Here is a 22,359-nt window from a genome sequence, read left to right as displayed (position 1 = left end):
CTACAGATAAGGCATCAGCAGCCGCGCGGCGGCATCGCGAATCTTCACGATGCCCCACCGGCCGTCGATTTCGGCCACGGTGATGGGATCGGTCAGCTTGCCCTCGATAATGGCACCGAGGCGCCTTGCCAAATCACTATCATGAAACTCGACTGTTAACTCAAAGTTCAGACGCAGGCTGCGCGCATCCCAGTTGGCGCTGCCGACGAGACACCATTCATCGTCGACGACCATGAGCTTGGAATGATCGAAGGGCGGCGGCGAGCGCCAGAGCCGGCAGCCCATCTTGAGCAGCGGCCGGACATGGGCATAAACGGCCCAGCCAACCAGGCGATGATTGTTGACGGAGGGCATGACGATATCGACGCCGACGCCGCGCAGCGCCGCGAGCTGCAGTGCCGTGAGGATCTGCTCGTCCGGCAGGAAATAGGGCGTCGCGACCTTGATCGTGCGCTTGGCAGAGCTGATCGCCGCCAGCAGGACGAGCACGAGGGGGTCGACGCTCTGGTCCGGGCCGGAAGCGACGACGCGTGCCGGCGCGCCGCTCACGTCATGGTCTTCGGCGAGCCATTCCGGCCCGTCCAGGCTCTCGCCGGTGGTGAAGGACCAGTCGTCCTGGAAACTCGCGGCGATCTGCCCGACGACCGGCCCCTCGATGCGGAAATGCACGTCGCAGACCGGCTCCGGCGGCTTGGTGGCGAGCAGGTTCTCGGCCCCGATATTGACCCCGCCGATGAAGGCGACCGCGCCGTCGACGACGATGATCTTCTTGTGCAGCCTGAGATCGAGCAGCGGCATCTTCCAGGGCAGCAGCGAATGCAGGTAGCGGGCGACCGGCACGCCCTCCTCCCGCAGCCGGTGATAGGCGTGAGAGCGCAGGAAGCCGCCGCCGAAGCCGTCGATCAGGACACGCACGGCGACGCCACGGCGATGCGCCTCGGCGAGCGCCGCGATGAAGCGCTCCCCGGCGGCGTCGGCGCGGAAGATGAAGGTCGCGAGGATGATGCTCTTCTGTGCGCCGGCAATGGCCTCGAGCATGCGCGGATAGGTTTCATCGCCGCAATGCAGGACGTCGGTGACACGCCCGGGCAGGCAGTCGATGCCGGTGATCTTGCCGACGGCGTTCTGCAGGCTGTGGTCGCTCTTGCCCGCCCTGCCCTTGCGCGCCGCGCCCTGGAGCGTGCTGCCCTCGGGGCCGCGCAGGCGCTGCGCCCGGCGCTTCACCCGGTTGATGCCGAGGCAGAGATAAAGGAACGGACCGAAAAAGGGTGAAAGCCAGGCGAGGCCGATCCAGCCGATCGCGGCCGCGACCTCGCGCTTGCCGAACAGGGCGTGGAGGGTGACGGCGAAGGCGCTCGCGAAATGCGCGAGCGTGAGGAGCAACGCTCCATGGTCGAGCAGGGGCGAGGCGAGCGCGGCGGCGTCCATGTCCTTGATGGCGTACTACGAAATCCGCCTGGCCGTAAGCTCGATCCTTCTCGCCTTGTGGGTAGCTCAGCTAAGAAAAAGGGCCGCTGGAGAGCGGCCCTTCCCTCATCCGCCTGCTTCACAGGCACCTTCTCCCCCGAGGGGAGAAGGACGTGCGCTACAGCGGCTTCAGGCCCGCCTCGATCTGGGCCCGCTTCGGCTCCAGGAAAGGCGGCAGTGCGAGCTTTTCGCCCATGGTCTCGGCCGGCTCATCGGCGGAGAATCCCGGCTCGTCGGTGGCGATCTCGATCAGCACGCCATTCGGCTCGCGCAAATAGAGCGAGCGGAAATAGAAACGGTCGACCGGGCCGCTATTGGGGTAGCCAACGGCGCGCAGGCGCTCCGCCCATTCGTCGTAATCGGCAAAGGTCGGCGTGCGCAGCGCGAGATGGTGCACGCCGCCCGCCCCTTCCCGCGCCTGTGGCAGGTCGGGCTCGACAGCGACATGCAGCTCCGCCGCCGGGCCGCCCGCGCCGATATTGAAGACATGGATGTCGCCGCCGGCATGGTCCGCATGCTGATAGTTCGCGGCCCGCTCCAGGCCGAGCAGCTTGGTCAGCACGGTCTCGGTCGGCTCCAGACGCGGCACGGAGATCGTGACGGGCCCGAGGCCGCGGATCTGATGCTCGGCCGGGACCGGGCTCTTCTCCCAGACGACGAAGGGGATGTCGCCGCCATCGGCGATCAGCGTCAGGCGCTGGCCTTCCGGATCCTCGAAATCGATGGAGGCGCGGCCGTTGATGCTGCGGATGTCGGAAACTGTGACACCGGCCGCCGTCAGCCGCTCACGCCACCATTGCAGCGAGGCCTCGTTGGCGACGCGCAGCGAGGTGCGCACGATCGCATGCGTGCCGCGCCTGGCCGGGGCCGCCGGCCAATCGAAAAAGGTCAGGTCGCTGCCGGGCGAGCCGGCGCCATCGGCATAGAACAGGTGATAGGCGGAGGTGTCGTCCTGGTTCACCGTCTTCTTGACGAGGCGCATGCCGAGTGTCTCGACGTAGAAGCGGCGGTTCAGCGGCGCATTGGCCGAGATCGCGGTGACGTGGTGGATGCCGGTGAGCTTCATCGCTGGCCTCATGATCTATGGCAGGCCGATGCGGCCTGCGCTCTGCCTGTGAGATAGCGGGTTCGCCACGGCATGATAGATCGGCTCCGCCAAAGGCTCCATTGCGTGAATGCAATGAACAGGCCGCCAGCGATATATACTCAGGGCTTGGGTGCGGTTGCGGGCGGAGTGGACTGCGCCGGCGCCGTCGCCTTGTCGGCCGGCGTCACCGGCGTGGTGCATTCGTGCGGCCGCTCCTTGCAGTCATAGACCATGGTCGGCGCGGCGGAGCGGCCGGCGCTCCCGGCGGAGGGCAGGATCATGTTCTGGCCCTTGTCGACCTGCGATGGATGCGTGGTCTGCGGACCGAGGCCGGAATTGCCATCCGGCGCGGCGGCTGGCGGCGGTTGCGCCGGCGTCTGTGGCGCCTGGGTGAAAGCCGGCCCTGGGAGGGCCAGCATGGCGACTACGGCCGTCGCCAACAGGGAAGCGGAGCGAAGCATCGAAAAACCCCTTGCCTTGCCGGCATTTAAGCCGGCGCGATGAACCATTCATCGGGCAACGGGTGGCCGCGCGGGATGTTCCCCCGGCTCTTCAGTGCCCTTGCGCGTGCGCGCTCGGCCGGGCCTTGAGCTTGAGCTCGATCAGTTCCTCGCGTTCGCGCGGCGTGTTGCGCATCAGCTGGTCCTTGCCGGCGAGGTATTGCACCGGCTGCGGGATATCGACGCCGTACCAGGCCGCCGCGCGCAGCACGAAGGATGGATCGGCAAGATGCGGCCGGCCGAGCGCGACGAGATCGGCCCGGCCGGAGGCGACGATGGTGTTGACCTGATCGGCCGTCGTGATGTTCCCCACGCACATTGTGGCGATCCGCGCCTCGTTGCGGATGCGGTCGGAAAACGGCGTCTGGAACATCCGGCCATAGATCGGCCGGCTGTCGTTGACGGTCTGGCCGGTGGAGACGTCGACGAGATCACAGCCCTCCTCGGCGAAGGCAGCGGCGATGGCGACGGAATCCTCGGCCGAGAGCCCGCCTTCCTTCCAGTCCGTCGCCGAGACGCGCACCGAGATCGGCTTGTCATGCGGCCAGAGCGCGCGCAGGGCGCGGAAGATTTCGAGCGGGTAGCGCAGCCGGTTCTCGATGGAGCCGCCATACTCGTCGCTGCGCTGGTTGGTCAGCGGCGAGAGGAAGCTCGCCAGCAGGTAGCCATGGGCGCAATGCAGCTCCAGCATGTCGAAGCCGGCGCGTTCGCCGCGCTCGGCTGCCGCGACGAACTCGTCGCGGACCCGGTCCATATCGGCGCGGGTCATTTCGCGCGGGACCTGGCTCTCCGGGTAGTAGGGCAAAGGCGAGGCCGAGATGATCGGCCAGGCGCCGCCGGGAAGCGGCCGGTCCATGCCCTCCCACATCAGCTTGGTTGCGCCCTTGCGTCCGGCATGGCCGAGCTGGAGGCAGAATTTGGCCGAGGAATTGGCATGGACGAATGCGACGATGCGGGTCCAGGCGGCTTCCTGCTCGTCGCTATAGAGGCCGGCGCAACCCGGCGTGATCCGGGCATCCGCGGCGACGCAGACCATCTCGGAGACGATCAGCCCCGGCCCGCCCACGGCACGCGAGCCGTAATGCATCAGGTGCCAGTCGGTCGGCATGCCCTCCTGCGCCGAATACTGGCACATCGGCGAGAGCACCATCCGGTTGCCGATCTCCATTTCGCGCAGCCTGAACGGCTGGAAGGCTGGGGGCACCGGCGTGCCGTCGCGCTTGCGGCGAGCGTCCGGCCCGACCTCCTCCGCCACCAGCTCGTCGACAGCCGCGACGAATTCCGGGGCACGCAGCGCGAGGTTGTCATAGGTGATCGCCTTGGAGCGGGTCATCAGCCCGAAGGCGAAGCGCAGCGGATCGAAATCCCAGAAGCGGCGCAGCTGCTCGAACCAGACCAGCGAGACATCCGCGGCATGCTGGGTCTTCTCGACCTCCACGCGGCGGGTGCGCTCGTAGAGCGCCAGCGCGTCGGCAACATCGAGCCTGGCCGCGCCGAAGGCGCGGTGCAGCGCGATCGCATCCTCCATCGCCAGCTTGGTGCCGGAGCCGATCGAGAAATGCGCCGTCGCCTTGGCGTCGCCGATCAGCACGACATTCTCGGAGACCCAGCGCTCGCAGCGGATCATCGGGAAATTGCGCCAGAGCGAGCGGTTGGTGATAAGCCTGTGGCCCTGGAGCTCTTCGGCGAAGACGCCCTCGAGGAAGAGGGCCGAGCCGGCCTCGTCCATATCGTCCAGCCCGGCCCGGGCGAAGGTCTCGGGATCGGTCTCCAGCACCCAGGTCGAGCGGCCGATCTCGTACTGGTAGCAATGGGCGATGAAGAGCCCGTGCTCGGTCTCCTTGAAGAAGAAGCTGAAAGCGTCGAAGGGGCGGGTCGAGCCCATCCAGGTGAACTTGTTGGGCCGGAGATCGGTCTGCGGCTTGAAGCGCTCGCGCCAGCCTTCGCGGATGCGGCTGTTGATGCCGTCGGCGGCGACGACGAGATCGAATTCGCGCTTCAGCAGCTCGATATCGCCGGCCTCCTCGCCGAATTTGAGGGCGACGCCGAGCTGGCGGCAGCGCTCCTGCACCAGCATCAGCAGCGAACGGCGCGAGCAGCCGCAGAAGCCGTTGCCGGGAACGCGGAAGGTCGCGTCCTTGAAGTGGATCTCGATATCGTCCCAGTAGGCGAAATTATCGACGATGGCGCGATAGCTCACCTCGTCCGCCGCCTTGAAGGTGTCGAGCGTCTGGTCGGAGAAGACGACGCCGAAGCCGAACGTGTCGTCGGGCTGGTTGCGCTCGAACACCGTGACGTCGAGCTCCGGCCAGTCGCGCTTCATCAGGAGCGCGAAATAGAGCCCCGCAGGCCCGCCGCCGACCACCGCGATACGCATGCGCGACCTCCCTGCCCCCGATCTGCCCATCTCGATCCAAAATTATTTTAGGTCTGAAATAATTTTTGCTCAAGAGGGTTGCCGACGCGATCGCTCCGGCTCAGCTGTGCCATCCGGCTGCCACCGCAGGAAAAGCCGATAGCCTGCCTCGGCGTGGCGAAATCGCACCGCAGCGGCGCCATGACAACCAGCTTGCAAATTCCTTTAGACCTAAAATATATTCTCCTCAGGAGGAGCGGCGGCATGGATCTGGCGGGACGGCATGCGCTGGTGACGGGTGGCGGACGCGGCATCGGCCGCGCCATCGCCGCGACGCTGAAGGCGGCCGGCGCTCAGGTTTCGATCATCGGCCGGGACGAGGCTGTCCTGCAAGCGGCTGTCGCCGGCGGCACCGCCGATGCCTGTGCCCGGGCCGATGTTCGTGACGAGGCCGCCATCGCCGCTGCCATGACCAGACTCGCCGAGCCGCTTCCCTTCGACATCGTCGTCGCCAATGCCGGCGCGGTCGAGACAGGGCCGTTCCTGAAGAGCGATAGCGAGCGCTTCCGGCGCATGCTCGAGCTCAACCTGATCGGCACGGTCAATGTCTTCCACGCTGCCCTGCCGGGCATGATCGAGCGCAAGACCGGCAGGCTGATCGCGATCGCCTCGACCGCCGGCCATCGCGGCTATCCCTATGTGTCCGCCTATGTCGCCGCCAAGCATGCCGTGATCGGACTCGTCCGCTCGCTCGCGCTCGAGACGGCGCGCAGCGGCGTGACCGTGAATGCCGTCTGCCCCGGCTATACCGATACCGACATGGTGGCGGGCGGCGTCGCCGCGATCACGGCCAAGACCGGGAAGTCTGCCGAGCAGGCTTTGGCCGAGCTGGTCAAGGACAATCCGCAGGGGCGGCTGATCCAGCCGACCGAGGTCGCCGCCGCCGTGCTCTATCTTTGCGGCTCCGCGAGCGCCTCGGTCACCGGCCAATCGCTGCTGATCAATGGCGGGGAGTTCTAAGATGGAAACGCCCGCCCCCGGCTTCGTGCTCGACCGCGAGACCAAGGCCAATGAGCGCCCCGGCGACCACAAGGACGAACTGCGGCTCTGGCTGCGGCTGCTGACCTGCTCGACCCTGATCGAGACCGAGATTCGCAACCGCCTGCGCGAGGAGTTCAAGACGACGCTGCCGCGCTTCGACCTGATGGCGCAGCTCGAAAAATCGACGGCGGGCATGACGGTCGGCGAGGTCTCGCAGCGGCTGATGGTCTCGAACGGCAATGTCACCGCCGTCGTCGCCGGGCTGCTGGCGGATGGGCTCGTCGACAAGCGCCCGGCGGCGCAGGACCGGCGCGTTCAGGTGCTGACCCTGACCCCGCTCGGCCGCAGGAGCTTCAAGGCCATGGCCGAACGGCACGAGGGCTGGATCGCCGAGCTTTTCGCCGGGCTCGACCAGCCCGAGCTCGCCCAGCTGTTCCGCCTACTCGGCCAGACCAAGGCCTCGCTGCACCAGGCCATCAAGCGCCGCGCCGATGAGGCGAATGGCGAGGGAGACAGCGCATGAGCGCCGCCAACGCCACGATCCTGCCGCTCGCCGATTTCACGCCGGGGCATTTCCAGCTTTCGGTCACCGGCAAGCTCGCGACCGTGACGCTGAACCGGCCGGAGAAGAAGAACCCGCTCACCTTCGAGAGCTATCGCGAGCTGACCGATTTCTTCCTCGCCGCGCAAAAGGAGGAACAGGTCAAGGCGATCGTCGTCACCGGCGCCGGTGGCAATTTCTCCTCGGGCGGCGACGTGTTCGAGATCATCGGGCCGCTGGTCGCGATGGAAACCAAGGACCTGTTGAAGTTCACCCGGATGACCGGCGAGCTGGTCAAGGCGATGCGGGCCTGCCCGCAGCCAATCGTCGCCGCGATCGACGGGGTCTGCGCCGGCGCCGGCGCGATCATGGCGATGGCCTCGGATATCCGGCTCGGCACGGCCGAGACCAAGATCGCCTTCCTGTTCAACCGTGTCGGCCTGGCCGGCTGCGACATGGGCGCCTGCGCGATGCTGCCGCGGATCATCGGCCAGGGCCGGGCCGCAGAGTTGCTCTATACCGGCCGCGTGCTCAGGGGCGAGGAAGCCGAGCGCTGGGGTTTTCTCAACCGGCTCGTCGCCAAGGAGGCCGCGCTGTCGGAGGCGCAGGCGCTCGCCGCCGAGCTGGCGGATGGACCGACCTTCGCCAACGCCATGACCAAGCGCATGCTCGAAATGGAATGGGCGATGTCGGTCGAATCGGCGATCGAGGCCGAGGCGGTGGCGCAGGCGCTGTGCATGCAGACCGAGGATTTTGCCCGCGCCTATCACGCCTTTGCCGCCAAGCAGAAGCCGGTCTTCGAGGGCAACTGAGATGGCAGCGCCCGGCGTCGCCCCTCTCGGCCTCGGCATCCTCGGCGACACGCTAGACTGGCCGTTCTTCGAGGATCGCCAGCGCGCCTTCGCCAGGCAACTCGCCGATTGGGCCGATGCCACCCTGCCCGACCTGCCGCATGACGATGTCGACGAAGCCTGCCGCGCACGGGTGAAGGCACTCGGCGAAGCCGGCTTCCTCAAGGCGGTGGTGCCTGCCGCCCATGGCGGGCTTTCCGAGGCCCTCGACGTCCGCACGCTCTGCCTCGCTCGCGAGACGCTGGCTGCCCGCGACGGACTCGCCGATTTCGCCTTCGCCATGCAGGGACTCGGCACCGGCTCGATCAGCATCGCCGGCCCGGAGGCGATGAAGCAGCGCATCCTGCCCGGCGTGCGCGACGGCAGGCGTATCGCCGCCTTCGCGCTGTCGGAGAAGGAGGCAGGCTCGGACGTCGCCGCGATGGCGACCACCGCGACGCCGGACGGCAATACGCATGTGCGCATCGACGGCGAGAAGACCTGGATCTCGAATGGCGGCATCGCCGACCATTACGTCGTCTTCGCCCGCAGCGGCGAGGCGCCAGGCGCGCGCGGCCTTTCCGCCTACCTCGTCGAGGCCGACACGCCGGGCCTGAGCGTGACCGAGCGCATCGACGTGATCGCGCCGCACCCGCTCGCGACCTTGCGCTTCGACGCCTGCCGCATCCCGGCCGAGAACCGCATCGGCGGTCCCGGCGACGGCTTCAAGGTGGCAATGGCGACGCTCGACATATTCCGCTCGACGGTCGGCGCTGCGGCGCTCGGCTTCGCCAGGCGCGCGCTGCACGAGACGCTCGTCCAGGCCAATGGCCGAAAACTGTTCGGCGGCACGCTCGGTGACCTGCAACTCTCGCAGGCCGCCATCGCCGAAAGCGCGGCCGAGGTCGATGCCGCCGCCCTCCTCGTCTACCGCGCCGCCTGGACCAAGGATCGCGGCGCGGCCCGCGTCACCCGCGAGGCGGCGCTCGCCAAGCTCGTCGCCACCGAGAATGCGCAGCGCGTCATCGACCGCGCCGTGCAGATCCATGGCGGGCTCGGCGTGACCAGGGGCGTGAAGGTCGAGGAGCTCTATCGGGAGATCAGGGCGCTGCGCATCTACGAGGGCGCCAGCGAGGTGCAAAAGGTCGTGATCGCGCGCGACCTGTTGAAGACACAAGGCAAAAAGCCAGGGGAATGAGATGGACACCGCCAATTTCGTGCGGTCGGGACACTCGGACAGCTTTGCGCGGGACAACCTGCCGCCGCGCGAAACCTGGCCGCAGTTGCGCCTGGCCGAAGCCGGACTGGATTATCCTGACCGGCTGAACGCCGTCACAGAACTGCTCGATCGCCATGTCGCGGAAGGGCGCGGTGAGCGCACCGCGATCGTCTCCGACCATGCGAGCTGGAGCTATGCCGAGCTCGCCGAGCAGGTGAACCGCATCGCCAATGTGCTGGTGCGCGATCTCGGGCTCGTGCCGGGCAATCGCGTGCTGCTGCGCGCCGCCAATACGCCGATGATGGTCGCTGCCTATCTCGCGGCGATCAAGGCGGGTGGCGTCGTGGTCGCGACCATGCCGATGCTGCGGGCGGGCGAGCTCGCCTATCCGATCCGCAAGGCGCAGATCGCGCTGGCGCTCTGCGACCACCGCCTTGTCGACGACCTCAAAGCGGCGCAGAAGCTGGCGCCGGAGCTCCAGCGCATCGTCAGCTGGGGCGGTGGCACGCAGGCGGATCTCGAAGCACTGGTCGCGCAGGACGGCTACGAGCATTTCGAGGCCGCCGACACGGCCCGCGACGATGTCTGCCTGATCGGCTTCACCTCGGGCACGACCGGCGAGCCCAAGGGCACGATGCATTTCCATCAGGACCTGCTGGCGATCTGCGACTGCTATGGCGCGCGCGTGCTGAAGGCCGCGCCCGATGACCGCTTCATCGGCTCGCCGCCGCTCGCCTTCACCTTCGGGCTCGGCGGCATGGTGCTGTTCCCGATGCGGATCGGCGCGGCGATGCTGCTGCCCGACAAGGTCGCGCCGCCGGATCTCGTCACGGCGATCGAGCGCCACAAGGCCAGCGTCTGCTTCACCGCGCCGACCGCCTATCGCGCCATGCTGGAGAGGCTGGAAGGTCGTGACATCTCCTCTCTCCGCATTTGCGTCTCGGCCGGCGAGACCTTGCCGAAAGCGACGTTCGATGCCTGGCAGGCGGCGACCGGCCTGCCGCTGATGGACGGGATCGGCGCCACCGAGATGCTGCACATCTTCATCGGCGCGCCGCGCGAGGCAATCCGCCCGGGCTCGACCGGCGTGCCGGTGCCCGGTTACGAGGCCAGGATCGTCGACACCGAGGGTGAGGAGGTGCCGGACGGCACGGCCGGGCGCCTCGCCGTGCGCGGCCCGACCGGCTGCCGCTATCTCGCCGATGCGCGCCAGGCGAACTACGTCCAGAACGGCTGGAACATCACCGGTGACACCTATCTGCGCGATGCCGACGGCTATTTCTGGTACCAGGCCCGCTCCGACGACATGATCATCTCGGCCGGCTACAATATCGCCGGGCCGGAGGTGGAAGCCTGCCTTCTGACGCATGAGGCCGTGGCCGAATGCGGGGTGGTCGGCGCACCCTGCCCAGATCGCGGCCAGATCGTGAAGGCCTATGTCGTGCTGCGCGAGCGCCGGCGAGGCGATGACGCGCTGGTCAAGGCGTTGCAGGAGCATGTCAAGGCGGCGATCGCGCCCTATAAATATCCGCGCGCCATCGAATTCGTCGCGGCCCTGCCCAAGACCCCGACCGGCAAGCTCCAACGTTTCGCCCTGCGCCAGATGGCACGCGGCGAATCCTGAACCTCTGCATTAGGAATCGGCTGCAACAGCCCACAAATCGAGGCAACCCTCATGTCGAACCAGAACCGCGCCATCCTGCCGGAGGGCTGGCCCGTACCGCGCGGCTATGCCAACGGCATGGTCGCCGAAGGGCGCGTGCTCGTCACCGGCGGGCTCGTCGGCTGGGATGCGCAGGGGGCCTTCGCCGAGGGATTCATCGGCCAGCTCCGCCAGACGCTGGTCAATATCAAGGCTGTGGTCGAGGCCGGCGGCGGGCGCGTCGAGGATATCGTGCGGCTGACCTGGTATGTCACGGATATCGCGACCTATCGCGCCAGCCTGAAGGAGATGGGGCCGGTTTACCGCGAGGTGCTCGGCCGACATTTCCCGGCCATGGCCGTGGTGCAGGTCGTAGCGCTGGTCGAGCAGCAGGCGCTGATCGAGATCGAGGCGACGGCGGTGATCGGCGGCTAAAGCGTCCTTGCGATGAGCATCAGCGACGATGCAATCCAGGGGCGGCAGCGCTCTACGTCCCCCTGGATTGCTTCGCTGCGCTCGCAATGACGGAGATTAAATCCCGGCGCCGTCCTGTAGCGCCGCGCCGGGATGCTTGCGCCAGAGATGCGCATGCAGGGCCCGCAGCGAGGGCCGCAGTGCGATATCGCCCAGCGCCAGCGCGCCGGAGAGGTCGGGCCGCCCGGTCAGCGCAAACGCTGCCGCGAACAGCCCGGCCGTGCTGAGCACGCGCCAGCTCACTGCACTCCACCACAGCCGCCGCTCCGGCGTGCCGCGTCGTCCGACCAGGCGGATCGCCGCGGAGCGAAAGCGCTGGGCCGCTCCCTCCTCCGGCAGCGGCTCGTCACGGCCCGGCCGCGCCTCGGCGGCGACGAAGCCGAAGGCCACCGTCTCGTTGCTGATCCGGTCGACCAGGATGAAGCCGCCGAGCTCGCGGCTGTCGTCATAGGGCAGCGCCACCAGCGGCCGGTCGAAGCGCAGGGTCGCCAGCCCGATGCCGTTCATGCGCAGGCTCTGCGCCGGCACCGGCTGGAAACCCTCGATATCGATGCTGTGATGCAGGGTCTCGACCGTGGCGTTGACGGCCTGGGTACCGAGCTTGAGCGCGAATTGGCCGCCTTCGAGCATGGCGCGCTCGCCGGTCCAGAGCAGCTTCGCCTTGAGCTCGCGGCGCACCGGCAGCGGCGCCTCCGCGGCGACGATGAGATCGCCGCGCGAGATGTCGACCTCGTCGGTCAACGTCAGCGTCACCGCCTGGCCGGAGGCGGCATTGCTGGTGTCGCCGGCGGCGCCAATGACGCGCGCGACCGTGCTGGTGCGCCCGGAGGGCAATGCCGTGACCGCCTCGCCAACGCGGATGCGGCCGCGCACCGGCGTGCCGGCATAGCCGCGGAAATCGAGATCCGGCCGGTTGACCCATTGCACCGGCAGGATGAAGCCGTCCTCGCCGCGCTCCGCCCGGGCGATCGCGATCGTCTCGAGGAAGGGCAGCAGCGCCGGCCCGTCATACCAGGGCATCGCCCGCGACGGGCGCATGACGTTCTCGCCGTCGCGCGCCGAGACCGGAATGAAATGGACCGAGGCGAAGCCGAGGCTCTTCACCGCCGCGCGATAATCGGCGGCGATGCGCTCGAACACCGCCTCGTCGTAATCGACGAGGTCCATCTTGTTGATGGCGACCACGACATGGCGGACGCCGACCAGCGAGACGATGAAGGAATGCCGCCGCGTCTGCGGCAGCAGGCCCTTGCGGGCGTCGATCAGGATGATGGCGAGATCGGCGGTCGAGGCGCCGGTCGCCATGTTGCGGGTGTATTGCTCGTGGCCGGGCGTGTCGGCGACGATGAAGCTGCGCTTGTCCGTGGCGAAATAGCGATAGGCGACATCGATGGTGATGCCCTGCTCGCGCTCGGCCGAGAGCCCGTCGACGAGCAGCGCGAAATCGGGCTGCGAGCCCTGCGTGCCGAACTTCCTGGAATCGCTGTCGAGGGCGCTCAGCTGGTCGTCGAAGACCGCCCCGGCCTCGTAGAGCATGCGGCCGATCAGGGTCGACTTGCCGTCATCGACCGAGCCGCAGGTGATGAAGCGCAGCAGCGAGTTCTGGCCGGTGCCGGCAAGGCCGGAGGCATCATTGGCGGGAAGCGGGGCAGCGGCGCTTTGGCGCTTCTTCTCGGCGGCAAGACCCATCAGAAATAGCCTTCCTGCTTCTTCTGTTCCATCGAGCCCGAGCCGTCATGGTCGATGACGCGGCCCTGGCGTTCGGAGGCGCGCGAGGAGCGCATCTCGGCGATGATATCGGTGAGGTTCGCCGCTTCGCTCTCGACCGCCCCGGTCAGCGGGTAGCAGCCGAGCGTGCGGAAGCGGACCATGCGGGTCTCGACGACCTCGCCGGGAGCCAGATCCATGCGCTCGTCATCGCGCATGATCCAGGCGCCGTCGCGGCGCACGACCGGGCGCGGGGCGGCGAAATAGAGCGGCACGACCGGGATGTTCTCGAGCGCGATATAGTCCCAGATGTCGCGCTCGGTCCAATTCGAGAGCGGAAACACGCGAAAGCTCTCGCCGCGATGCTTGCGGGTGTTGAAGAGCTGCCAGGGCTCGGGGCGCTGGTTCTTCGGATCCCAGCGATGCTCGGGCGAGCGCAGCGAGAAGACGCGCTCCTTGGCCCGGCTCTTCTCCTCGTCGCGGCGCGCGCCACCGAAGGCCGCGTCGAACTTGTGAAGGTCGAGCGCCTGTTTCAGCCCCTGCGTCTTCATCACGTCGGTATGGACGCGCGAGCCGGAGGCGAAGGGGTTGATCCCCGCCCTCACCCCATCCTGGTTGATATGGACGATGAGATCGAGGCCGAGCCGCGCCGCCGTCTCGTCGCGGAACCGGATCATCTCGCGGAACTTCCAGGTCGTGTCGACATGGAGCAGCGGGAATGGCGGCTTGGCCGGATAGAAGGCCTTCATCGCCAGATGCAGCAGGACGGCGGAATCCTTGCCGATCGAATAGAGCAGCACCGGCTTGTCGCAGGTCGCGACGACCTCGCGGATGATGAAGATCGCCTCGGCTTCGAGCTTCTGGAGATGGCTGAGCTGGATCATGAGCGTGCCTCCGCCGCTTCCGGCGCCTTGGCGCGCGTGAGCTTGCCGTCCGCGCCGACATGCAGTCCGCATTCCTTGGCGGCATCGTCCTCCCACCACCAGCGCCCGGCCCGCTCCGGCTCGCCCGGCGCGATGGCGCGGGTGCAGGGCTGGCAGCCGATCGAGACGAAACCCTTCTCATGCAGCGGGTTGAGCGGAACTGCTTCGCTCCTGGCGAAGGCGAGCGCCTGCTCGCGCGACCAGTCGAGCAGCGGGTTGAACTTGATCAGCCCGCGCTCGGCATCGGCCTCGGCCAGCTGAACGCCGCCACGCGCGGCCGACTGGTCGGCGCGCAGCCCGGTGATCCAGAGATCGGCGCCGGCGAGCGCGCGGCCGAGCGGCTCGACCTTGCGGATATCGCAGCAGGATTTGCGGGCGTCGCGTGCATGATAGAAGCCGTTGATGCCGTTCTGGCGGACATAGAGCTCGATTGCCTCATGCCGCGGATAGAACGGCCGGATCACCACGCCATAGCGCCGCTCCGTTTCCTCCCAGAGCGCATAGACCTCCGGGAAGAGCCGGCCGGTATCGAGGGTGACGATCTCGACCGGCAGCTTCACGCTGGCGATGAGATGGGTGAGGACCTGGTCCTCGAGGCCGAAGCTGGAGGTGAAGACGATACGGCCGGGCGCGCTGGCGACCAGACCGGCAAGGCGTCCCGGCGCATCCGCCGCGCCGAACGCACGCACCAGATCGGCCGCCCGTGCCTGCAGCGCGGATTCGTGGGGTACGACGCCCCCGGGCTCGCCTCGCAGCCCGGTCAGGCGCCGATCGGAGACGAGCTTATCCAGGGACATGGCAACACGTCAGCGTTCGGTAAATCGAACACCTGAGCTATACCCGCAGGCCCTAATGATCAATTCACAGGCAGTAGCGTGGTTTTTCTTATTTCACGTCGAAAGTAGAAGAACCTTCCCGACAGCCGGCGGAATCGGCTTTTGCGGCCGATTCCACCGGACTGATCCAGGTCAGATCCCGCGCGTCGCGCCGCCATCGATCCTGATCTTGGCCCCCGTCACATAGCTCGCCCGCTCGCTGGCGAGGAAGGCGACGACATCGGCGAATTCCTGCGGCGTGCCGTAGCGGCCGGCGGGAATCGTCGCGCGCGAGGCGGCGGCGGCCTCCTCGACGCTCTTGCCGGCACGGGACGCGGCGGCCTGGTCGAGTTCCGCGACCCGCTCGGTCTGGATGCGGCCGGGCATGACGACATTGACGGTGATGCCTTGCGCCGCGACCTCGCCGGCCAGCGTCTTCGACCAGGCGAGCACGGCCGAGCGCACGCCGTTCGAGAGCGCGAGCCGCGGGATCGGCTGCTCGACGCCGGACGAGGTGATGGTGACGATGCGGCCCCAGCCGCGCTCGGCCATGCCGGGCAGGAAGGCCTGGGTCAGGTGGAACAGGTTGGCTGCCATCGCCTCGAAATGGGCGAGCCAGTCGGCGCGGCTCGCTTCCCTCGCCTCCTTGGGCGGCGGGCCGCCGGAATTGCCGATCAGGATGTCGATACCGCCAGCATGTTCCAACACGCCGGTCAGGGTCTCGACCGAATTGACATCCGACAGGTCAAGGCTGGCGGCGACGATGCGCCCCTGCACCTCCACAGGACATTCGGCGATCCAGGCATCGATCGCGGCGGTATTGCGGGCGGCGGCGATCACCGTGGCACCCTCCCGGGCGAGCGTGCGGGCGATGGCGGCGCCGAGGCCGCGGCTGGCGCCGAGCACGAGGGCGCGCTTGTCGTGAAGTCCGAGATCCATGATTCCCTCGTATGCGAGCAGGGCGTTGCGCCGCGCAGCGGTCGATGCCGGCGCGATCCCGACAACTCCTGCTACAGATCGCGGCCAACGGGCAATGCCCGATCGGGCCATGATCTGTTCAGGGACGACCAGGGAGAGGATGGCAAAGACCCTCGGCAGGCGGAACAGGGGTCCGGGCCATCGGTTTAAACCCCGAGGGGGACCACCAGAAGGAGGCCACCACCATGCGAGACGGGCGCGGAAACAAGCTATCGCCGGAAGAGGAGCGGAAGGTCAGGTCGATCCAGGGCGCACCGGACAAGGACTCCCTGAAGAAGGTCTCGATCAATCCCGAGCCCGACGAGGCCCCAACTTCCACACACAAGTCAGACCAGAAGCTCAGTCCGAAGCCGGCGGCGGGAGGCACGGAATAAGAACAGGCTGATCCCACCCCCGCGATTGGCGGATCGTCCGGCGCGGCAATATGGCGCCGCGGCAGAATCCGGGCGCCGCTGCCGCTCAAGTGATAATTGTCATCGACCTCGCCTATCGACCTAATTGACAGGTTCAAGCAATCGGCGGAAAACCTGTGCGATTTCAGAATAATAGTGCGATAATCGCACATCTTAGGGAGAGCTCGATGACATCCAGATTTGCCTTCTCGCGCCGGGCGGCGATCGCGCTCGGCGGCGCTCTCGTGCTTGCCGGATCTCCGGCGCTGGCGCAGGAGACGGTGAAGATCGGCCTGATCCTGCCGATGACCGGCCCCTCCGCCTCGACCGGGCGGCAGGTCGAGGCCGCGGCCAAGCTCTATATCGCTGAGAAGGGCGCGACCGTCGCCGGCAAGAAGATCGAGCTCATCGTCAAGGACGATACCGGCACGCCGGACGTGACCCGCCGCATCGCGCAGGAGCTCCTGGTCAACGACAAGGTCAGCGTCCTCGCCGGATTCGGGCTGACTCCGCTCGCCTTCGCCGCTGCGCCGCTGGCGACTCAGTCGAAAACGCCGATGGTCGTGATGGCGGCGGCGACCTCCTCGATCACCGAGCAATCGCCCTATATCGTGCGCACCAGCTTCACGCTGCCGCAGGTGACGATCGGCATCGCCGACTGGGCGAGCAAGAACGGCGTCAAGAAGGCGATGAGCCTGGTGACCGATTACGGCCCGGGCATCGACGCCGAGAAGACCTTCAAGGAGCGGCTGACCGCGGCCGGCGGCGAGGTCATCGGCGAGGTGCGCGTGCCGTTGCGCAATCCCGATTTCGCGCCCTTCCTGCAACGCGTCAGCGATGCCAAGCCCGACGCGCTCTTCGTCTTCGTGCCCTCCGGCTTCGGCTCGCAGTTCATGAAGCAATTCGTCGAGCGCGGGCTCGACAAGTCGGGCGTCAGGCTGATTGCGACCGGCGACGTCACCGATGACGACCAGGTCGACAGCATGGGCGATGTCGCGCTCGGCACCGTCACCTCGCACCATTATTCGGCAAACCATAACTCGCCCGAGAACAAGGCCTTCGTCGCCGCCTTCACCAAGGCCGCCAACATGCGCCCGAACTTCATGGCCATGGGCGGCTGGGACGGCATGAACCTGATCTACGAGGCGCTGAAGAAGACCAATGGCTCGACCGACGGCACAGCGCTGCTCGAAGCCATGAAGGGCATGAGCTGGACGAGCCCGCGCGGGCCGATCTCGATCGACCCCAAGACCCGCGACATCGTCCAGAACGTCTATGTCCGCAAGGTCGAGCGGGTCGATGGCCAGCTCTACAATGTCGAGTTCTCGACCTTCGAAGCGGTGGCGGACCCGGTCAAAGCCGCCAAGTGATCGACGCCACCAAGTGATTGCCTAGGCGATCATCCCGGACGCGGCCAAGCCCCGATCCGGGACCACTGGACGAGCAGGCGCCGCGCACGCGCCTGCTCGCAGCACGCAGCACGCAGCATCGTATCGGAGCCCGTCCCCCTTTGCTGACCATCCTGTTCGACGGGATTGCCTATGGCATGCTGCTCTTCGTAATGGCGGCTGGGCTCGCCGTCACGCTGGGGCTGATGAACTTCGTCAACCTCGCCCATGGCGCCTTCGCAATGGCCGGCGGCTACGCCACGGTCGTGCTGATGACGCGTTTCGGCGTGCCCTTCCTCGCCTGCCTGCCGCTCGCCTTCCTGTTCAGTGCCGCTCTCGGCCTCGTCTTCGAGCGCACGCTCTACGTCCGGATGTACGAGCGCAGCCATCTCGACCAGGTGCTGTTCTCGATCGGCCTCGTCTTCATGGCGATCGCCGCCGCCGATTACCTGATGGGCTCGTCGCAGCAGAATATCCAATTGCCAAGCTATCTGCAGGGGCGGATCACCGTCGCCGGCGTCGGCATCGGCGTCTACCGGCTCTTCCTCGTGGTGATCTGCGGGCTGATGGCGCTCGGCCTGCAATTGATCCTGGCGCGAACGCGCTTCGGCAGCCAGCTGCGCGCCGCGGTCGACGACAGGCGCGTCGCGCGCGGGCTCGGCATTCCCGTCGGCACGGTTTTTGCGATCACCTTCGCATTCGGCTCGGGACTGGCCGGGCTCGGCGGTGCACTCAGCGCCGAGATCGTCGGGCTCGATCCCGGCTTCCCGCTCAAGTTCATGCTCTACTTCCTGATCGTGGTCACGGTCGGCGGCACGTCCAGCCTGACGGGGCCGTTGCTGGCGGCGCTGCTGCTCGGCGTCGCCGATGTGATGGGCAAGTACCTTGTGCCCCAGCTTGGCGCCTTCATCATCTATGCGATGATGCTGGCCGTGCTGATGATCCGGCCGCAGGGCCTGTTCGCGCGGGGACGCTGAGCCATGGCGCAACCATCCGCACCCGTCATTGCGAGGAGCGAAGCGACGAAGCAATCCAGGGGGACGTGGTGCGCGATCCTCCTGCATGGCTTCGCTACGCTTGCAATGGCGGAGTGCAGCGGCGCGTCTTTCTCTGATGGGAAGGCGCGCTAGCCATGCTCACCTCCGTCCCGCCCGAGACCAGGGAAACCTCCGCGCCAGCTGCCTTCCTGAACGCGAAAGCGGCCTGGCGCTGGCCCGAATATCTGTTCTGGCTCAGTGCTTTCGCGCTGATTCTTCTGTTGCCGAATCGCCATCTCCTGATGAACGAGATCGCGATCCTCGGCCTGTTCGCGCTCTCGCTCGACCTGATCCTCGGCTATGCCGGCATCGTCTCGCTCGGCCATGCCGCCTTCTTCGGCGTCGGCGCCTATGCGGCGGGGCTGCTGACCAAATACGGCGTCACCGAGCCGGTGACCGGGCTGCTCATCTCGGGTGCGCTCGCGGGCGCGGCCGGCTTCCTCGCCAGCTTCATGATCCTGCGCGGAACCGATCTCACCCGCCTGATGGTGACGCTCGGCGTCGCCCTGATCTTCCACGAGATCGCCAACCGGCTCGACTGGATCACCGGCGGCACGGATGGGCTGCTCGGTGTCGCGCCGAGCGCCATTCTCGGACGGTTCGAGTTCGATTTCACCGGCAGGACCGCCTATGTCTATAGCCTGAGCGTGACCTTCCTGCTCTTCCTAGCGGCGCGGCGCATCGTCAACTCGCCCTTCGGCCTGTCGCTGAAGGCGCTGAAGGACAACAGGCTGCGCGCCGCGACGATCGGCATCGCGCCGAACCGGCGGCTGATCGCGATCTACACGCTCGCAGCCGTCTATGCCGGCATGGCCGGGGCGCTGCTGACCCAGACGACGCAATTCGTCTCGCTGGAAGTGCTCGATTTCTCGCGCTCTGCCGATGCGCTGCTGGTGCTCGTCATCGGCGGCTCCGGCTATCTCTATGGCGGGCTGATCGGCGCCATCGCCTTCAAGCTGATGAAGGACACGCTCTCGGCGATGACGCCGGCCTACTGGATCTTCTGGATGGGCTTCATCCTGGTGATCCTGGTGCTGATCGGCCGGGACCGACTGGTGGCTGGGATCGCCCGGCCGTTCGCGCCGCTGCTGCGGCTGATCGGGGGGCGCCGGCCATGACACCCGCACTCCAGACGGACGGGCTCGGCAAGAGCTTCGGCGCCTTCAAGGCCAATAGCGAGATCTCGCTCACGGTGGCGCAGGGCGCCCGACACGCGCTGATCGGCCCGAACGGCGCCGGCAAGACCACTTTCATCAACCTGCTGACCGGCGTGCTGCCGCCGAGCGCGGGCACGATCCACCTCAATGGCGAGGACATCAGCCGCGTCAGCCAGCAGGGCCGGGTCCGGCGCGGCATGGCCCGCACCTACCAGATCAACCAGCTCTTTCCCGACCTGACGCCGCTGGAGACGGTCAGCCTCGCCATTGCCGAGCGCCAGGGCACCGGCGCGCGCTTCTGGTCGCGGGTCGGTTCCGACAGCGCCGTGATCGACGAGGCCGAGGCCCTGCTCACCCGCATGCAGCTCGGGGCGATGATGACGCGGCGCACCAACACCTTGCCCTATGGCAAGCAGCGCCTGCTCGAGATCGCGCTCGCCATGGCCTGCAAGCCGAAGCTGCTGCTGCTCGACGAGCCGGCTGCCGGCGTACCCGAGGATGAGCGCCACGACGTGCTCGACAGCGTCGCGGCGCTGCCCGAGAATGTCACCGTCCTGCTGATCGAGCACGACATGGAGCTGGTCTTCTCCTTCGCCGACCGCATCTCGGTGCTGGTGCAGGGCATGCTCTTCGCCGAGGGCCCGGTCGATGAGATCGCCGGCGATCCGCGCGTGAAAGCGGTCTATCTCGGGGAGGACGCGCATGTCTGAGCTCCTCGCGATCGAGAGCCTGGTTTCAGGCTATCGCGACGCCGTCGTGATCAACGGTCTCTCGCTCTCGCTCGATGCGGGCCAGGCGCTCGCCCTGCTCGGCCGCAACGGCACCGGCAAGACCACCCTGATCGACAGCATCATGGGGCTGACGCGGCATGTCTCCGGCAGGATGCGCTTCAATGGCGAGGACATCACCCGGCTCGCGCCGGAGCGGCGCGCGGCGCTCGGCATCGGCTGGGTGCCGCAGGAGCGCAACATCTTCCGCTCGCTCACGGTCGAGGAGAACCTGACCGCAGTGCAGCGCGGCAGCGCCTGGGGCATCGAGCGGGTCTACGCCATGTTCCCGCGCCTCGGCGAGCGCCGGCGCAATCTCGGCAACCAGCTCTCCGGCGGCGAGCAGCAAATGCTCGCCGTGGCGCGGGCGCTGATGCTCGATCCGAAGCTGCTCCTGCTCGACGAGCCGCTGGAAGGCCTTGCGCCGATCATCGTCGACGAGCTGCTCGCCGCGATCGCCAGGCTGATCCGTGAGGAGAAGCTGACCGTGATCCTGGTCGAGCAGAAGGCGCGGAAGATCCTGCCGGTGACCGACCGGGCCGTGATCCTCGACCGAGGCGCGATCGTGCACGCGGCCAGCTCCGCCGAGCTGCTGGCCGACGAGGCGGCTATGGCCGCGCATCTCTCCGTCGCCGAGCGCCCTGCCCGGCCTCGGCGTTCATCGACACCGGTTCCGCCCGGCGGGACCGGGCAACACGCTCACTGACCTGAGGACAAGAGCATGACCGCCAGGACCACTCCCCCGTTCCGCGCCGACATGGTCGGCAGCCTGCTGCGCACCGCGCCGCTGAAGGAGGCTCGCGAAAAGCACGCCGCCGGCACGATGGACGATGCCGCCTTCAAGGCGATCGAGGATACCGAGATCCGCAAGCTGATCAAAAAGCAGGAGGCGATCGGCCTCAAGGGCATCACCGATGGCGAGTTCCGCCGCGCCTACTGGCATTTCGACTTCATGGAGGAACTCGACGGCGTCGACGCGATCACCGCCGATTCCGGCATGAACTTCAAGGGCGGCGTCGGCATCTCGAAATCGCTGCGGATTACCGGCAAGATCGGCTTCTCCGGCCATCCGATGATCGAGCATTTCCGCTTCCTGCGCGACAATGTCTCGCCCGGCTCGACGCCGAAAATGACCATTCCCGGCCCGAGCATGCTGCATTATCGCGGCGGCCGGAAGATGATCAATATGGGCGTCTATCCGCAGATGGAGGCGTTCTACGCCGATGTCGGCAGCGCCTATAACAAGGCCGTGCACGCCTTCTACGACGCCGGCTGCCGCTATCTGCAGCTCGACGACATCTCCTTCGCCTATCTCTGCGACCCCGAGCAGCGCGAGATGCTGCGGGCGCGGGGCGACGATCCCGAGCACCAGCCGGAGATCTATGCCGGCATGGTCCGCGCCGCGCTCGCGGACAAGCCGAAAGACCTGGCCATCACCATGCATCTGTGCCGCGGCAATTTCCGCTCGACCTTCATCGCGTCCGGCGGCTACGAGCCGATCGCGGAGCTGCTGTTCAACACCATGCCGGTCGACGGCTATTTCATGGAATGGGACAATGACCGCTCCGGCGGCTTCGAGCCGCTGCGCTTCCTGCCCAAGGGCAAGCAGGTCGTGCTCGGGCTGGTGACCTCCAAGACCGGCGTGCTTGAGAGCAAGGACGATCTGAAGCGCCGCATCGACGAAGCCTCGAAATTCGCGCCTTTGGAGCAGCTCTGCCTCTCGCCGCAATGCGGCTTCGCCTCGACAGAGGAAGGCAACACACTGGCCGAGGACGAACAGTGGCGGAAGCTCGAGCTGATCGTCGAGACGTCGCGAGAGGTCTGGGGCTGAGGCTCCCTTCCTTCTCCTCCTGCGGGAGGCCCTCCCTTCTCCCCTTGCGGGAGAAGGTGGCTCGGCGAAGCCGAGACGGATGAGGGGTCGCGCGACGACTACCGCACAACCCTTCGAACAAGATCACCGATGCAGGGCAGCGCGACCCCTCATCCGCCCCTTCGGGGCACCTTCTCCCGCAAGGGGAGAAGGGGGCGCCCTTCGATT

At 67.2% G+C, this 22,359-nt stretch carries 20 protein-coding genes; 12 read left to right on the top strand and 8 right to left on the bottom strand.

Annotated features, from left to right (window positions below):
* The 4 genes from EV560_RS13660 to EV560_RS13645 form a co-directional block, all read right to left on the bottom strand.
* Positions 1–1,428, bottom strand: coding sequence for a phospholipase D-like domain-containing protein (locus EV560_RS13660; protein ID WP_131856336.1), 1,428 nt, complete (start codon positions 1,426–1,428; stop codon positions 1–3).
* Between the two features lie 157 nt (positions 1,429–1,585).
* The gene (locus EV560_RS13655; RefSeq protein ID WP_131856335.1) at positions 1,586–2,533 is read right to left on the bottom strand and encodes a ring-cleaving dioxygenase; all 948 of its coding nucleotides are present in this window, start codon (positions 2,531–2,533) and stop codon (positions 1,586–1,588) included.
* A gap of 140 nt (positions 2,534–2,673) precedes the next feature.
* Positions 2,674–3,015 (bottom strand): hypothetical protein, encoded by a 342-nt coding sequence (locus EV560_RS13650; RefSeq protein WP_131856334.1) that lies wholly within the window; start codon positions 3,013–3,015, stop codon positions 2,674–2,676.
* 91 nt (positions 3,016–3,106) lie between these two features.
* A complete protein-coding gene (locus EV560_RS13645; RefSeq protein ID WP_131856333.1) occupies positions 3,107–5,431 on the bottom strand; it encodes a bifunctional salicylyl-CoA 5-hydroxylase/oxidoreductase in 2,325 nt (774 codons plus the stop codon).
* A 243-nt stretch (positions 5,432–5,674) separates the two neighbouring features.
* On the opposite strand from EV560_RS13645, the gene EV560_RS13640 reads away from it, so the two are divergent.
* The 6 genes from EV560_RS13640 to EV560_RS13615 are packed head-to-tail and all read left to right on the top strand — an operon-like array spanning position 5,675 to position 11,118.
* Complete coding sequence (locus tag EV560_RS13640; RefSeq protein ID WP_131856332.1) at positions 5,675–6,430, top strand: SDR family NAD(P)-dependent oxidoreductase; 756 nt, start codon at positions 5,675–5,677, stop codon at positions 6,428–6,430.
* 1 nt (position 6,431) lies between these two features.
* Positions 6,432–6,974, top strand: coding sequence for a MarR family winged helix-turn-helix transcriptional regulator (locus EV560_RS13635; RefSeq protein WP_131856331.1), 543 nt, complete (start codon positions 6,432–6,434; stop codon positions 6,972–6,974).
* A complete protein-coding gene (locus EV560_RS13630) occupies positions 6,971–7,804 on the top strand; it encodes an enoyl-CoA hydratase family protein (RefSeq protein ID WP_131856330.1) in 834 nt (277 codons plus the stop codon). Before EV560_RS13635 ends, EV560_RS13630 begins: the two co-directional genes overlap by 4 nt.
* Position 7,805: 1 nt before the next feature.
* On the top strand, positions 7,806–9,020 hold the full coding sequence (locus tag EV560_RS13625) for an acyl-CoA dehydrogenase family protein (protein ID WP_131856329.1): 1,215 nt from the start codon (positions 7,806–7,808) through the stop codon (positions 9,018–9,020).
* Position 9,021: 1 nt separating this feature from the next.
* Entirely contained in the window at positions 9,022–10,665 is a 1,644-nt protein-coding gene (locus tag EV560_RS13620) for a benzoate-CoA ligase family protein (RefSeq protein ID WP_131856328.1), read from the top strand.
* A gap of 51 nt (positions 10,666–10,716) precedes the next feature.
* Positions 10,717–11,118 (top strand): RidA family protein, encoded by a 402-nt coding sequence (locus EV560_RS13615; protein ID WP_131856327.1) that lies wholly within the window; start codon positions 10,717–10,719, stop codon positions 11,116–11,118.
* 96 nt (positions 11,119–11,214) lie between these two features.
* Here EV560_RS13615 and cysN read toward each other — a convergent pair whose 3' ends face one another.
* The 4 genes from cysN to EV560_RS13595 all read right to left on the bottom strand — a co-directional run bounded on the left by cysN (position 11,215) and on the right by EV560_RS13595 (position 15,541).
* Positions 11,215–12,846 carry a sulfate adenylyltransferase subunit CysN gene (gene cysN / locus EV560_RS13610; RefSeq protein WP_131856326.1) on the bottom strand — a complete coding sequence of 544 codons (1,632 nt, stop codon included), beginning with the start codon at positions 12,844–12,846 and terminating at the stop codon, positions 11,215–11,217.
* A complete protein-coding gene (cysD, locus tag EV560_RS13605; RefSeq protein WP_131856325.1) occupies positions 12,846–13,748 on the bottom strand; it encodes a sulfate adenylyltransferase subunit CysD in 903 nt (300 codons plus the stop codon). The genes cysN and cysD overlap by 1 nt, the downstream gene beginning before the upstream one ends.
* Positions 13,745–14,584 (bottom strand): phosphoadenylyl-sulfate reductase, encoded by an 840-nt coding sequence (locus EV560_RS13600; RefSeq protein ID WP_131856324.1) that lies wholly within the window; start codon positions 14,582–14,584, stop codon positions 13,745–13,747. The genes cysD and EV560_RS13600 overlap by 4 nt, the downstream gene beginning before the upstream one ends.
* 171 nt (positions 14,585–14,755) lie before the next feature.
* Positions 14,756–15,541, bottom strand: a complete 786-nt coding sequence (locus EV560_RS13595) for an SDR family oxidoreductase (protein WP_131856323.1) — start codon at positions 15,539–15,541, stop codon at positions 14,756–14,758.
* 619 nt (positions 15,542–16,160) lie between these two features.
* Here EV560_RS13595 and EV560_RS13590 point away from each other — a divergent pair.
* The 6 genes from EV560_RS13590 to EV560_RS13565 all read left to right on the top strand — a co-directional run bounded on the left by EV560_RS13590 (position 16,161) and on the right by EV560_RS13565 (position 22,152).
* On the top strand, positions 16,161–17,342 hold the full coding sequence (locus tag EV560_RS13590; protein ID WP_131856322.1) for an ABC transporter substrate-binding protein: 1,182 nt from the start codon (positions 16,161–16,163) through the stop codon (positions 17,340–17,342).
* A gap of 140 nt (positions 17,343–17,482) precedes the next feature.
* The gene (locus EV560_RS13585; RefSeq protein ID WP_131856321.1) at positions 17,483–18,337 is read left to right on the top strand and encodes a branched-chain amino acid ABC transporter permease; all 855 of its coding nucleotides are present in this window, start codon (positions 17,483–17,485) and stop codon (positions 18,335–18,337) included.
* A gap of 155 nt (positions 18,338–18,492) precedes the next feature.
* Positions 18,493–19,515 carry a branched-chain amino acid ABC transporter permease gene (locus tag EV560_RS13580; protein WP_131856320.1) on the top strand — a complete coding sequence of 341 codons (1,023 nt, stop codon included), beginning with the start codon at positions 18,493–18,495 and terminating at the stop codon, positions 19,513–19,515.
* Entirely contained in the window at positions 19,512–20,264 is a 753-nt protein-coding gene (locus EV560_RS13575; RefSeq protein WP_131856319.1) for an ABC transporter ATP-binding protein, read from the top strand. Before EV560_RS13580 ends, EV560_RS13575 begins: the two co-directional genes overlap by 4 nt.
* Positions 20,257–21,027, top strand: coding sequence for an ABC transporter ATP-binding protein (locus EV560_RS13570; protein WP_131856318.1), 771 nt, complete (start codon positions 20,257–20,259; stop codon positions 21,025–21,027). Before EV560_RS13575 ends, EV560_RS13570 begins: the two co-directional genes overlap by 8 nt.
* Positions 21,028–21,042: 15 nt before the next feature.
* Positions 21,043–22,152, top strand: coding sequence for a 5-methyltetrahydropteroyltriglutamate--homocysteine S-methyltransferase (locus EV560_RS13565; protein WP_131856317.1), 1,110 nt, complete (start codon positions 21,043–21,045; stop codon positions 22,150–22,152).
* The last annotated feature ends 207 nt before the right edge of the window (positions 22,153–22,359 follow it).

Source organism: Allobosea sp. BK604 (assembly GCF_004341515.1).
Taxonomy (GTDB): Bacteria; Pseudomonadota; Alphaproteobacteria; order Rhizobiales; family Beijerinckiaceae; genus Allobosea.
This window is presented reverse-complemented; position numbering and strand designations above follow the sequence as displayed.